Genomic DNA, 13,281 nt, shown 5'->3' with positions numbered 1-13,281 from the left:
GGTATACCGATGAGCAGAATAAACAGCGCAGAGCTTATAAAACAGCTCAGCACACTTGGAACCGAGGAGATGTTCCTCAACGACTTTCTTCACACATGGGACAAATCATCCCAGGAGCTTGAGGCGGTTTTCAAAACAGCACAGATCCTCGCCTCCCTCCGCAAGGACAACATCAGCCCCAGGGTCTTCGACAGCGGTCTTGGAATATCCCTTTTCAGGGACAACTCCACAAGGACTCGCTTCAGCTTCAGCAGTGCATGCAACCTGCTCGGCCTTGAGGTTCAGGATCTTGATGAAGGCAAATCCCAGATCGCCCACGGCGAAACCGTTCGTGAAACTGCGAACATGGTTTCCTTCATGGCGGATGTCATCGGTATCCGTGACGATATGTACATCGGCAAGGGTCACACATACATGAAAGAGGTTTCCGCCTCAGTAGAAGCGGGTTACAGGGAAGGCGTTCTCGAGCAGAGACCCACCATCGTAAACCTGCAGTGCGACATAGACCACCCCACCCAGAGTATGGCGGATGCTATGCACCTCATCGAAACCTTCGGCGGGATAGAGAACCTCAAGGGGAAAAAGGTTGCCATGACATGGGCCTATTCCCCCTCCTACGGCAAGCCTCTCTCCGTTCCCCAGGGTATCATCGGCCTTATGACCCGTTTCGGCATGGACGTCTCCCTCGCCCACCCCGAAGGATACGAGGTTATGCCCGAGGTTGAGGATATCGCCAAGGTAAACGCAGAGAACTCCGGCGGAACCTTCACCAAGACAAACAGCATGGCCGAGGCCTTCAAGGATGCGGACATCGTCTATCCCAAGAGCTGGGCACCTTTTGCCGCCATGGAGAAGAGAACCAACCTCTTCGGCGAGGGTGATCTGGACGGCATCAAGGCCCTTGAGAAGGAGCTCCTTGCGGACAACGCCAAGCATACCGACTGGGAATGCACCGAAGAGCTTATGGCAACCACAAAAGAGGGCAAAGCTCTCTATATGCACTGCCTCCCCGCAGACATCACAGGTGTATCCTGCGATCAGGGTGAGGTCGCCGCATCGGTATTCGACCGCTACCGTGTTCCCCTCTACAAAGAGGCGAGCTACAAGCCCTATATCATCGCCGCAATGATATTCCTCAGCAAGTTCAGGAACCCTGCGGACACACTTCAGGACGTTCTCGAAAGAAACGCCCGGAGGATAATCGGAGAGTAATAATGAAACATATAATAGCAACGGAAAAAGCGCCCGCTGCCATCGGCCCCTATAATCAGGCGGTTGCTGTGGGTAATATGGTCTACACCTCCGGCCAGATCCCCCTCAAGGCGGAAAACGGCGAGGTGCTCGATGGAGATATCGCCGCCCAGACCGAGCTTGTTATGGAGAATCTCAAGGCTGTTCTGGACAAGGCGGGATGCACCATGGCGGATATAGTAAAAACCACCTGCTTTCTAAGCGACATGGGCAACTTTGGCGTATTCAACGAAGTATACGGAAGATACTTTGAGGATCAGCCCCCTGCACGCTCCTGTGTGGCGGTTAAAACCCTGCCCAAGAACGTTCTGGTTGAAGTGGAGGCGGTGGCTTTCAAAGAATAATATAACCGGGGGAGCGTATCGGCTCCCCCTTTATGCAGTATATGCCCTTAATCTGGTGCTGATATGATAAGACTAACGCTAAACGGCCGTATGGCCGAATACAACGGCGACGGTGATTTGAAGCTCATAGAATGGCTGCGTTTCACCATGAACACCAAAAGCGTCAAAGACGGCTGTTCAGGGCAGGGAGCCTGCGGGGCCTGCCTTGTGGAGCTTAACGGAAAACCGATGCTCTCCTGCTCCATTACCATGGAAAAACTTGACGGAGCAGAAGTTGTTACCCTTGAGGGCTTTCCGGAGGATGTCCGGGATATCCTCGCCAAGGCCTTTGTGGCCGCCGGAGCTGTGCAGTGCGGATTCTGCTCACCCGGGATGCTCGCCAGAGCAAAGATGATTCTGGAAAAGAACCCCTCACCCACCCGTGAGGAGGTTGCCAAAAAACTGAAACCCCACCTATGCCGGTGCACCGGCTATGTAAAGATTATTGACGCTGTGCTTCTCGCAGCAGAAAAACTCAGCGATAAAACCGATATAGATATTGAAAACGCCTTCATGGGAAGCTCACCCCCCAAGCTCGACGCACTGGAACGTGCCAAGGGTGCCCCTCTCTTTATTGGGGGACTGGAGTTTGAAAACATCCACCACGGCGCCCTCAAGTTCAGCGACCATCCAAGGGCCCGCATTCTGTCCATAGACACCTCCGAGGCGGAGAAGTACCCCGGCGTTGTCAAGGTGCTGACGGCAAAGGATGTTCCCGGAAGCAGAAACGTGGGCATGTTCGTTCGTGACTGGCCCCTCTACGTTGCAGAGGGTGAGACAACCAGATACATCGGTGACGTGCTCGCCTGCGTCATAGCGGATGATAACCGCACGGCCAGAAAGGCTCGTGAACTGATAAAGGTTGAATACGAAGTGCTCGAGCCGGTGACGGATCCCTTCAAATCACTTGCCGGTGATGTAAGGATCCATGAAAACGGAAACATCCTCAAGGAAACCGTCATCAACTACGGCGAACCGTGCACAGATGTTTTCAAAGAATCCGAATACGTAATACAGAAGACCTACCAGACCCAGCGCATTGAACACGCCTTCCTCGAACTTGAGAACAGCGTTGCCTGCAGAGAGGATGGAAAGCTCACCGTATACACCCAATCCCAGGGGATTTACGAGGACAGGCATCAGATCGCCGATATGCTCGGTTTAGAGGCGAAGGATGTTAACGTCAAACTCATCGCCGCCGGAGGAGCCTTCGGTGGGAAAGAGGACCTCACCGTACAGGGGCACGCCGCCCTCGGGGCATACATTTTAGATGTTCCCGTTAAGGTGAAGCTGAACCGTGCGGAATCACTCCGCATGCACCCCAAACGCCACCCCATGACCCTTGAATACACACTCTCCTGCGATAAGGAGGGTAAGTTCACAGGATTACACGCCCGCATAACTGCGGATACGGGAGCATACGCCTCTGCCGGAGGTCCCGTTTCCGAGCGTGCCGCCACCCATGCGGGGGGAGCGTACCACATCCCCAACATCGATGTTAAATCAACGGCTGTCTATACAAACAACATACCAAGCGGTGCCATGCGGGGCTTCGGCGTTAATCAGGCCACCTTCGCCATCGAAAGCATAATAGATGAACTCTGCGACAAGTTCGGCTTCGATCGATGGGATATACGTTACAAGAACGCTCTGGACAAGGGGCTCACCACCACAAGCGGGCACAAGCTCCGCAAGGCGGTGGGACTTAAGGAGACCCTGGAGCGTGTTAAGGATGAGTTCCGCTCATCGAAATACGCCGGAATAGCCTGCGCAATCAAAAACTGCGGTATCGGCAACGGCGTTCCCGAGCTGAGTCAGGTTAAGATCGAGGTACTCCCCGAGGGGAGGCTGAGGCTTTACCACGGCTGGAGCGAGATGGGTCAGGGTATAGACACAGTGGCCCAGCAGATGCTCTGCGAGCATATCGGCCTGTCGGACATTTCCAAAGTGGATGTTGTCGTAATGACAGACAGCGAAACCAAGGGTGGAAGCACCACGGCAAGCAGGGGAACCTTCCTTGTGGGCAAGGCTGTCATCGAGTGTGCCAAGGGGCTCAAGAAGGATCTTCAGAACAGTACTCTCGAGGAGCTGGCCGGAAAGGTATACCACGGTGAATACCTCTGCGACTGGACCACAAAACCGGACATCGACGGAGACGTTATTAGCCACTTCGCCTACAGTTTCGCCACCCAGCTTGTTAAACTGGATAACGAGGGAGCGATCGAAAAAGTAACCGCCGTTCACGACAGCGGACGTGTGGTGAACCGCAAACTCTTTGAGGGACAGATCGAAGGGGGCGTTGTTATGGGTATCGGCTACGCTCTATCAGAGGATATGCCACTGGATAACGGCTATCTCAAGACCGAACGCTTCAGGGATTACGGCCTCCTGCGAACCACCGATGTTCCAGAGATAGACGTTGTTCCCATTGAGATAGACGACATAGATGCGCCCTTCGGCGCCAAAGGGGTGGGTGAGATATGCTGTATCCCCACTGCGGCGGCTGTGGCTGGTGCATACAGGAGCTATGACGGAGCGGAACGGCTAAGCCTACCCCTCAAGCCCCTTAATAAGAAATAAAAGGAGTTTTCATGCTTTTTCTGAAAAACTGCAGATACATAGATTGGCAGAGCTTTGATATAACCGAAACCAACCTGATCCTCGAAGAGGGTCCGGGCGGTGCGCTCATGTTTGCCGATGAGCTTCCTGAGATAACAGAAAGCGATACGGTGTACGACTGCGGCGGAAGGTTCGTAACCAAATCATTCGGATGCGGACACCACCACATATACTCCACCTTCGCCAGAGGAATGCCGGCACCTAAAAAAACGCCCACCAAATTCACAGAAATACTCGAGTACGTCTGGTGGCATCTGGATAAATGCCTGGATGCAGAGACCATAGAGGCCAGCGCCCTCGGTGCGGCGGCGGTATGCGCAAGGAACGGTGTTACCATGGTCATCGATCACCACTCCTCCCCCAATGCGCCTGAAAACTCCCTCGGAGTCATAAAGGAGGCCTTCGACCGTGTGGGTGTATCCACCCTCCTCTGCCTCGAGCTTTCGGACAGGGACGGCGAAAAGGCACGTGAGGCTGGACTGGAGGAGCACGAAAGGTTCCTCAACAGCGGCGGACAGGGGCATATAGGCCTCCACGCCTCCTTCACTGTGGGGGATGATCTCCTCAAGCGTGCAGTAGCGATGGCTGAGAAGTTCGATACGGGCGTACATGTACACGTCGCCGAAGGCCTCGCAGATCAGGAGGAATGCCTTAAACACCACGGTAAGCGGGTTGTGGAGAGGTTCAGAGATATGGGCGTTACAGAGCTGAAAAAATCCGTATTCAGCCACTGCGTCCACCTTGATGACAATGAAAAGAGGATAATCCGTGATTCCGGCATATGGGTTGCGGAGAATATAGAGAGTAACCAGAACAACAACGTCGGCCTTGCTGACTACGGCTCCATAACAGATAACGTCATGCTCGGAACCGACGGCATGCACTCGGATATGATAAGAAGCGCAAAGGCAGCCTTCATCTCAGGCCAACCCGCCGAAGGTGTGGGGATGGACACGGCCTACGACAGATTCCGAAATATCCACAGATATATTGAAAGTTCAGGCTTTGAAGGGGATGCTTCCAACAACCTTGTCATCCTTGATTACAACTCCCCCACGGAGCTTCGCCCGGATAACTTCCTCGGGCATTTCTTCTTCGGGCTTGAGACCTCCCATGTCCTCAGCGTTGTCTCGGGCGGAAGGCTCATCGTAAAAGATAGGAAGCTAACCACCGTTGACGAAGAAGAGCTTTTCGCCCAGACAAGCGAAGCGGCAAAGAAGCTCTGGGAAAGGATGAGCAGATAGGCCGCCGATGAAAACACTGATCAAGAACGGAACGCTCGTTACACCCGAGGGAAGCCTCAGGGGTGATCTCCTCATGGAGAACGGAAGGATAGCACGCATCGAGGATGAGATTAACTGCGACTGCGGTGTGATAGATGCCTCTGAAAAGCTCGTCCTTCCCGGCGGAGTGGATGTTCATACCCATACGAACCTCATCATCGGCGGCAAGCGTGTGAGCGATGGATTCTACCACGGCTCTTTGGCCGCCCTGGCCGGAGGAACCACAACCATAGTCGACCACCCCGAAGCGGGGGCGGAGGAATCGGGTCTGCTGGACCAGCCGGAGATGTATCTGGAGAGGATGCAGCGTGAATGCATCTGCGATTTCTCCATCCACGGCGTTATCCACAGGACAGGTGAAGATATCGTATCAGATATGCCGGAGCTCATCCGAAAGGGCTTCACCAGCATGAAGATGTACATGACCTACGCCTCTATGCTCAGTGATGATGAGATAGCGTCACTTCTCCCTGTAATCACCGAAAACGGCGGGCTCGCCTGCTTCCATGCCGAAGATGATTCGCTTATTAACGACCTCCGTAAACAGTACGCTTTAGAGGGTAAACTCAGTCCCATATACCATGCAAAGAGCCGCCCGAACTGTACCGAGGCGGATGCTGTGAAGCGTCTTATAGAAATATCCGCCCGGTGCGGGAATGCACCTATATACATCGTACACCTCTCCACAAAGGAGGGGCTCGAGATAATCCGTAATGCAAAGTCACAGGGGGTCAATGTTATAGCTGAAACCTGCCCCCAGTACCTTATGCTGGATGAATCCAGGTATGAGGAACCGGACGGCCTCAAGTACATCATGGCGCCGCCGCTTCGGACAGAAGATGACTGCGAAGCTCTATGGGGCGGGATCTCCGATGGAACCATCGATGTCGTAGCCACCGACCACTGCTCCTATTCCTATGCGGACAAGGTGAAGTACGGGTCCGACGATTTCCGCAATGCACCCGGCGGCGCACCCGGTGTTGAAACACGCCTCCCCCTGCTTTTCAGCGAAGGGGTAAAAAGGGGCAGGATAAGCCTTGAGCAGTTCGTAAAGCTGGTTTCCACCTCCCCTGCGGACATCATGGGGCTTGGCAATCGAAAAGGAAGGATTGCGCCCGGTTACGATGCGGATATACTTATATGGAACTCGGATGCTGAAACAGTTCTCAGTGCAGAAAGAATGCAACAGAGATGCGATTACACACCCTTCGAGGGCTTCGAAGTTACAGGAATGCCTGAGACGGTCTTCCTGAGAGGCAAAAAAGTATATGACACCGCCGGCTTCTATGCCGGTAAAGGAAACGGGGAGTTCATACCCCGTACAAAACGGGAGTATTGAATATGACCAGCGACAGATTCTCACGCTCCAGCCTGAAAACCCTTTTCGGCTGGATTAAAGACTTCGATAAAACCGGAGAGATCCTCGGAATCAGAAGGGAGCTCTTCTTCACACCCGATAAAAACGACCCATTCCGTATGAAGCGGTACGGAAAAACCCTGGAAACACCACTGGGTGTTGCCGCAGGGCCTCATTCCCAGCTCGCCCAGAATATCATGGCTGCCTGGCTCACTGGCTCACGTTACTTCGAGCTGAAAACCGTACAGGTGCTTGATGAGCTGGAGATAACAAAGCCATGTATCGAGATGGGGGATGAGGGTTACAACTGCGAATGGTCACAGGAGCTCAGGCTCCATGAATCCTTCGATGAGTACCTGAACGCATGGGTAATGCTCCATATCATGAAGGATATGTTCGGCTTTGAGGGTGATGAGAGCGGCTTCATCTTCAATATGAGCGTGGGCTATAACCTTGAGGGCATCCTGAGCGATTCCGTCCAGCGATTCCTTGATAAGATGCAGAACTGCCCCGATGAGCTGGCGGCAAAGATCGAGGAGGCGGCGGAGTTCTATCCGAATGTTCGCAAGCTAAGCATCCCCGCCCAGATCACCGATAACGTAACAGTATCCACCATGCACGGCTGTCCGCCCGAGGAGACGGAGAAGATAGGACGATACTTCATAGAGGAGCGCAAGCTGAACACCACCATCAAGCTGAACCCCACCCTTCTCGGGTCGGAGAAGCTAAGGGGTATCCTCAATGACAGCCTCGGCTTTGAGACCGAGGTTCCCGATCTCGCCTTCGAGCATGATCTTGAGTACGGGGCTGGTGTAAAACTGATCCGCTCCCTGATGGAGAGTGCCGAGAAAACCGGTGTTGAGTTCAATCTCAAGCTCACCAATACCCTTGAGAACCTCAACGTTCTGGGTAAGCTCCCCGATGAGGCGGAGATGATCTACATGAGCGGCCGTGCTCTTCATCCCATAAGCATAAACCTTGCGTCCAAACTGCAAGAGGAGTTCGGCGGAGAGCTGGATATATCCTTCTCCGCCGGAGTGGACTGCTTCAACATCGTAGACACCCTCGCCTGCAATCTGCGCCCTGTAACCATCTGTTCAGACATACTAAAGCCCGGCGGTTACGGACGAATGGCTCAGTATGTTGCATACATGCGTAAAGGCTTTGAAGAGGCGGATGCCTCATCCATTGAAGAGCTCACGATGAAGAAGGCAGACGCAGGAGTTCTTTCGGATTCTGTTATTAATAACCTTAAAACGTACTCCAAAGAGGTTTTGACAAACCCTCTATATAAGAAGGAAAGCAGGCCATACGAAGATATAAAGACCGAAAGAAGCCTCGGCTTCTTCGACTGTGCGGCGGCTCCATGCATAACAAAATGCGCAGCCGGACAGAACATACCTAAATATATAGAACACATCGCCGAAGGGGAACTGGATAAGGCACAGAGGACAATCCTCGCCACAAACCCCTTCCCCAATGTACAGGGGAAGGTATGCGATCATGTCTGCCAATCCAAGTGCACAAGGATAAACTACGACACCCCACTCCTCATACGTGAGCTTAAGCGTTATGTGGCGGATTCTGTAGCTTCAGAACCCCTCAAACCAGCACCTTCAAACGGGCTCAGCGTAGCTGTCATCGGAGGCGGCCCCGCAGGGCTGTCATGTGCCTACTTCCTTGCTCTCATGGGCTTTGAGATCGATCTCTACGAAGCCAAGGAATCCCTTGGAGGTATGGCGTCGGACGGCATCCCCGTTTTCAGGCTCGATGATGAAAGCCTCAACAAGGATATCGATAATATCAAGGCCCTCGGTGTAAGGATTCACCCCAACACCTACATAACATCCTCTAAGTTCGAAGAACTCAGGAATAAAATGGATTATGTATTCATAGGCGTCGGCGCTCAGAAAAGCCTCCCGCTGGATATCGAAGGCATCGGCGCAGAGGGTGTATACGATCAGCTCGCCTTCCTCAGCAAGGTTAGAAAACTGCGTGAGAATGAACTCGATATAGGGAGAAAAGTGATAATAATCGGCGCAGGAAACTCCGCCATGGACGCCGCCCGAACCGCCATCCGGATGGTTGGAAATAACGGCGAGGTAACCATCGTATACCGCCGCACAAGGAAGGAGATGCCCTGCGATCCAGAAGAGATCAGAGGAGCGCTTGAGGAGGGTGTTAAGCTGGTCGAGCTCGCCTCGCCGGAGCGTGTTATCGTAAAGAACGGACATGTCACCGGTCTTGAAGTTAGCCGTATGGAGCTCGGCGAAAAGGATTCAAGCGGACGCAGACGCCCCGTTAAGATTGAAGGTTCGGAATACATTATAGAAGCGGACAACATAGTGCCCGCCATCGGTCAGCAGGTGGAGCTGGACTTCTACCCGGAGGATGTACTTGAGGTGGACCAGAGAACCTTTGCAACATCCATCGAGAACGTATACGCCGGCGGAGATGCCCACAGAGGAGCCTCCAGCCTGATTAACGCCATCGGTGACGGACAGAAGGCCGCCGCCGCAATCATAGCAAAGGCGGGCAGAGACGGGCACGATCTCTCACCTATGGATGAACGTAAGCCCGATCTTATTGAAACCCAGATAAAGCAGGCGATAAGGGACTTCGGAGAAGGAACACCTGAACTACCAGCGGATGAAAGAAAGAATTTCAACCTTTTTGTAAGCACGCTAACAAAAGATGAGGCTGAACGTGAGGCGGAACGGTGCCTGCAATGCGACCTCATCTGCAACATCTGCACCACCGTTTGCCCCAACCGGAGCAACATGTATTATCCTCTGGAGGAAACGCTTCTCCCCGTTCAAGTGCTACATGGTGACGGAACAATAGAAAGTGCCGGCACAAAGAGGATCGAGCAACCCTACCAGATCATAAACATCGGCGATTACTGCAACGAGTGCGGCAACTGCACCACATTCTGCCCCACCTCTGGCAGGCCGTACATGGATAAGCCCAAGTTCCACATAAACGAGGAGAGCTTCGAACAGGCGGACTTCGGTTTCCATTTCGATTCCCCCTCTTCCATGCTTATCAAATATTCCGACTTCACCTCAAAACTCTCCCATGACGGGAACCGCTTTCAGTATGAAAGCCCCCTCTTCAGGGCAGAGTTTGATGCAGACACTATGGAGTGCAAAAAAGCTGAGATACTGGAAAAGGATATAGAAAGTATCGACCTGAGCGCAATAACGGACTATATTACTCTTTATAAAGGATTAAGGAGTAGGACACCCTTTACAGGTGTATGATAATGAAGGATAAAAATCTGACAGAGCTGACAATCTGCCTCAAAGGGGGCGGAGACCTCGCAACAGGCGTTGCCCTCCGGCTTTACCATTCCGGTCTCAAGCGCATAGTTATCCTTGAGGCGGATCAGCCCCTTGCGGTACGTCGAACGGTGTGCCTCAGCGAGGCGGTGAACGCAGGAAGCCATACTGTGGAGGATATTACATCTGTGCGCATCGATGATGTGAACGATGCGGAGGCTGTTCTGGCTGAGGCAAAGATCCCAGTACTGCGGGATCCGGAGTGGAAGAGCCTCAAAAGCCTCAAGCCGGACGTAGTAATCGATGCCATACTGGCAAAACGCAACCTTGGCACCACGATGGATGAGGCACCCCTTGTGATAGGGCTTGGCCCCGGGTTCACCGCTGGTGTCGATGTGCACTGCGTGATCGAAACGAACAGAGGGCACTACCTTGCCCGTGTGCTCTGGGATGGCAGTGCACAGGCTAACACAGGTGCACCGGGTGCTGTTAAGGGGTACACCGTTGAGAGGGTTGTCTGGGCTGAGGCTTCTGGCACCTTCCATACGGATAAAGCCATCGGCGATCACGTTGAAGCCGGAGAAAGTATCGGCACACTTGACAATAATATCGTAACAACAGAGATTAAAGGGGTGCTGAGGGGACTTCTCCCCGGCGGCACCAGGATAAATAAAGGAACCAAAATAGCCGACATAGACCCGAGGGATGATGCCGCATACTGCGGGTTCGTCTCCGAGAAATCCCTCGCCATAGGGGGAGGCGTTCTGGAGGCTGTTCTAGGAAGCTATACAGCACAACAGCAGGAGAAGCGCAGATGTCTGTAGGTAAAAATGTACAGAGACAGGATGCCGTTGCGAAGGTGACAGGCAGAGCGAGATATACCGAAGATCTCCCCATGAGCGGGATGAAGCATGCGGTATACGTTCGAAGCACCATCGCCCACGGCATAGTAAAAAGCATTAATTTCGACAAAGCAAAGGGCGTTAAAGGGGTTCGGGCGGTATTTACATATGAAGACGTCCCCGATATATTCCACGCCACGGCCGGTCACCCATACGCATATAACAGAGAGCAGAAGGATGTTGAAGACAGGCTCCTGCTGACAAAGCACGTCCGCTTCGAAGGGGACGAGATAGCGGTTATCGTTGCGGATTCGGAGATGATCGCACGCAAGGCCGCCCGCCTTGTTGAGGTTGAATACGAGGAGCTTGAGCCGCTCATAACACCGGAAAACATCCTCCGTGAGGATGCCCCCAAGATACATGATACGGGCAACATTGTAGGAGCCCACAGCTTTGAGGTCGGCGGTTCGCTGGATGATGCGACTGATTCTTCGGACTATATAGCAGAGGGTGATTACAAAACCGCCATGGTACAGCACTGCCACCTAGAAAACCATGTGGCATACGCATATATGGAGGACAACGATACGATAACAGTGGTCTCCTCCACACAGATCCCCCACATCGCAAGGCGGATTATAAGCGAGGCGCTGGAATTCCCCCTCGGCAGGGTCAAGGTGGTTAAACCATACATAGGCGGAGGCTTCGGAAGCAAGCAGGATACTGTACTGGAGCCGATGGTTGCCTTCCTAACAACAAAGCTCGGGGGCAAGCCTGTTCAGATGAACCTCACCCGTGAGGAATGCCTCTCCTGCTCAAGGACAAGGCACCCATTCTACGGCCATGTCCGTGCCGGTGCAGATAAGGATGGTAGACTCACCTTCCTTGATGTGGATGCGGTTTCACTCACCGGCGCATACGCCTCCCACGGCCACGCCATCATATCCGCTGGTTCCGCCAAATCCTGCGCCATGTACCCCAGATCGGTAATCAAGGTGAACGCAAAGACCGTTTACTCCAACATGCCCGTGGCGGGAGCTATGAGGGCATACGGAACTCCGCAGATCGTATTCATGGTTGAAAACGCAGTGGAGGAGCTTGCGGCAAATGCGGGGATAGACCCCCTTGAGTTCAGGCTCAAGAATGTAGGCGTTCCGGGTGATATAAACCCTCTCAAGAAATCCCCCATGCTGAGCCACGGTCTGAAGGAATGCCTCGAAAAGGGGCGTGAGCTCTTTGACTGGGACAGAAAAAGAAAGGAATACAAAGCATATAAAAAAGGAAGCGTGCGCAAGGGTATAGGTGTTGCATGCTTCAGTTACGCATCGGGAACATACCCCGGCAACGTTGAGATAGCAGGCGCAAGGGCGGTTCTTAATCAGGACGGCTCGGTTCACATACAGGTGGGCGCAACGGAGATAGGCCAGGGCTCGGACACAGCCTTTGCACAGATGGCCGCAGAGAGCTCCGGCATAGATGTTGGTATGATCAAGGTTATCTCCACCCAGGATACGGACTTCTCACCCTTCGACACAGGGGCCTACGCCTCCCGCCAGACCTACGTAACAGGGCAGGCTGTGCACAAGGCGGCCCTTGAATTCCGCGGAAAGATCCTCAATTACGCCGAGGACTTAACCGGAGTCATCGAAAGCAGGCTTATGATAGACGGCGACAGGATCGTCTACACCACCCGCCCCGATGTCACCGTGGTAACCATGAAGGAGCTCGCCATACACTCCTATTACCACAAGGATCTCGGCGGACAGATAAGCGCAGAGGTCTCCTATAAAACAAGGACAAACGCCCTCTCCTTCGGGTGCACCTTCGTGGATATCGACATAGACATCGAGCTGTGCAAGGTGAAGATAAACGACATCATAAACATCCACGATTCAGGACGGATAATTAACCCCCTGCTTGCGGAGGGACAGGTCCACGGCGGAATGGCGATGAGTATCGGTGCGGCACTCTCCGAGGAGCTTCTCATAGACGAGAAAAGCGGCCGTGTTTACAACAACAGCCTCCTCGACTACAAGATACCCACAATGATGGATATACCCGATATGAGATGCGGATTCGTGGAGACAGAGGAGCCCACAGCGGGTTACGGCAACAAATCCCTCGGTGAGCCGCCGATAATCTCACCAGCTCCCGCACTGCGCAACGCCATACTGGATGCCACAGGGGTTGCTGTTTCCTCACTCCCCATGTCGCCGAAGTCGCTTTATGTGGAATTCACAAAAGCAGGATTAATATAAGAGGTTT

General features: G+C 53.3%; 8 protein-coding genes. All 8 read left to right on the top strand.

What is annotated here, in order from left to right; genetic code table 11:
- The first annotated feature begins 9 nt into the window (after positions 1-9).
- The 8 genes from ygeW to xdhA all read left to right on the top strand — a co-directional run bounded on the left by ygeW (position 10) and on the right by xdhA (position 13,274).
- Complete coding sequence (gene ygeW / locus K300_RS0100270) at positions 10-1,212, top strand: knotted carbamoyltransferase YgeW (protein WP_022849652.1); 1,203 nt, start codon at positions 10-12, stop codon at positions 1,210-1,212.
- Between the two features lie 2 nt (positions 1,213-1,214).
- Positions 1,215-1,595, top strand: a complete 381-nt coding sequence (locus tag K300_RS0100265; protein WP_022849651.1) for a RidA family protein — start codon at positions 1,215-1,217, stop codon at positions 1,593-1,595.
- Between the two features lie 63 nt (positions 1,596-1,658).
- Positions 1,659-4,214, top strand: coding sequence for a selenium-dependent xanthine dehydrogenase (gene xdh / locus K300_RS0100260; RefSeq protein WP_022849650.1), 2,556 nt, complete (start codon positions 1,659-1,661; stop codon positions 4,212-4,214).
- An 11-nt stretch (positions 4,215-4,225) separates the two neighbouring features.
- On the top strand, positions 4,226-5,497 hold the full coding sequence (locus K300_RS0100255; RefSeq protein ID WP_022849649.1) for an amidohydrolase family protein: 1,272 nt from the start codon (positions 4,226-4,228) through the stop codon (positions 5,495-5,497).
- Positions 5,498-5,504: 7 nt separating this feature from the next.
- Positions 5,505-6,875, top strand: coding sequence for a dihydropyrimidinase (hydA, locus tag K300_RS0100250; protein ID WP_022849648.1), 1,371 nt, complete (start codon positions 5,505-5,507; stop codon positions 6,873-6,875).
- A gap of 2 nt (positions 6,876-6,877) precedes the next feature.
- A complete protein-coding gene (gene ygfK, locus K300_RS0100245) occupies positions 6,878-10,156 on the top strand; it encodes a putative selenate reductase subunit YgfK (protein WP_022849647.1) in 3,279 nt (1,092 codons plus the stop codon).
- Between the two features lie 2 nt (positions 10,157-10,158).
- A complete protein-coding gene (gene yqeB, locus K300_RS0100240) occupies positions 10,159-10,998 on the top strand; it encodes a selenium-dependent molybdenum cofactor biosynthesis protein YqeB (RefSeq protein WP_040463148.1) in 840 nt (279 codons plus the stop codon).
- Complete coding sequence (gene xdhA / locus K300_RS0100235) at positions 10,989-13,274, top strand: xanthine dehydrogenase subunit XdhA (protein WP_022849645.1); 2,286 nt, start codon at positions 10,989-10,991, stop codon at positions 13,272-13,274. The genes yqeB and xdhA overlap by 10 nt, the downstream gene beginning before the upstream one ends.
- The last annotated feature ends 7 nt before the right edge of the window (positions 13,275-13,281 follow it).

The sequence above is a fragment of the Limisalsivibrio acetivorans genome, from assembly GCF_000421105.1.
GTDB classification, from domain to species: Bacteria; Chrysiogenota; Deferribacteres; order Deferribacterales; family Geovibrionaceae; genus Limisalsivibrio; species Limisalsivibrio acetivorans.
This window is presented reverse-complemented; position numbering and strand designations above follow the sequence as displayed.

What these genes read in the sequence shown, in the direction of transcription:
- ygeW (WP_022849652.1), top strand. Translation starts at nt 10, where the DNA reads ATGAGCAGAATAAACAGCGCAGAGCTTATAAAACAGCTCAGCACACTT.
- K300_RS0100265 (WP_022849651.1), top strand. Translation starts at nt 1,215, where the DNA reads ATGAAACATATAATAGCAACGGAAAAAGCGCCCGCTGCCATCGGCCCC.
- xdh (WP_022849650.1), top strand. Translation starts at nt 1,659, where the DNA reads ATGATAAGACTAACGCTAAACGGCCGTATGGCCGAATACAACGGCGAC.
- K300_RS0100255 (WP_022849649.1), top strand. Translation starts at nt 4,226, where the DNA reads ATGCTTTTTCTGAAAAACTGCAGATACATAGATTGGCAGAGCTTTGAT.
- hydA (WP_022849648.1), top strand. Translation starts at nt 5,505, where the DNA reads ATGAAAACACTGATCAAGAACGGAACGCTCGTTACACCCGAGGGAAGC.
- ygfK (WP_022849647.1), top strand. Translation starts at nt 6,878, where the DNA reads ATGACCAGCGACAGATTCTCACGCTCCAGCCTGAAAACCCTTTTCGGC.
- yqeB (WP_040463148.1), top strand. Translation starts at nt 10,159, where the DNA reads ATGAAGGATAAAAATCTGACAGAGCTGACAATCTGCCTCAAAGGGGGC.
- xdhA (WP_022849645.1), top strand. Translation starts at nt 10,989, where the DNA reads ATGTCTGTAGGTAAAAATGTACAGAGACAGGATGCCGTTGCGAAGGTG.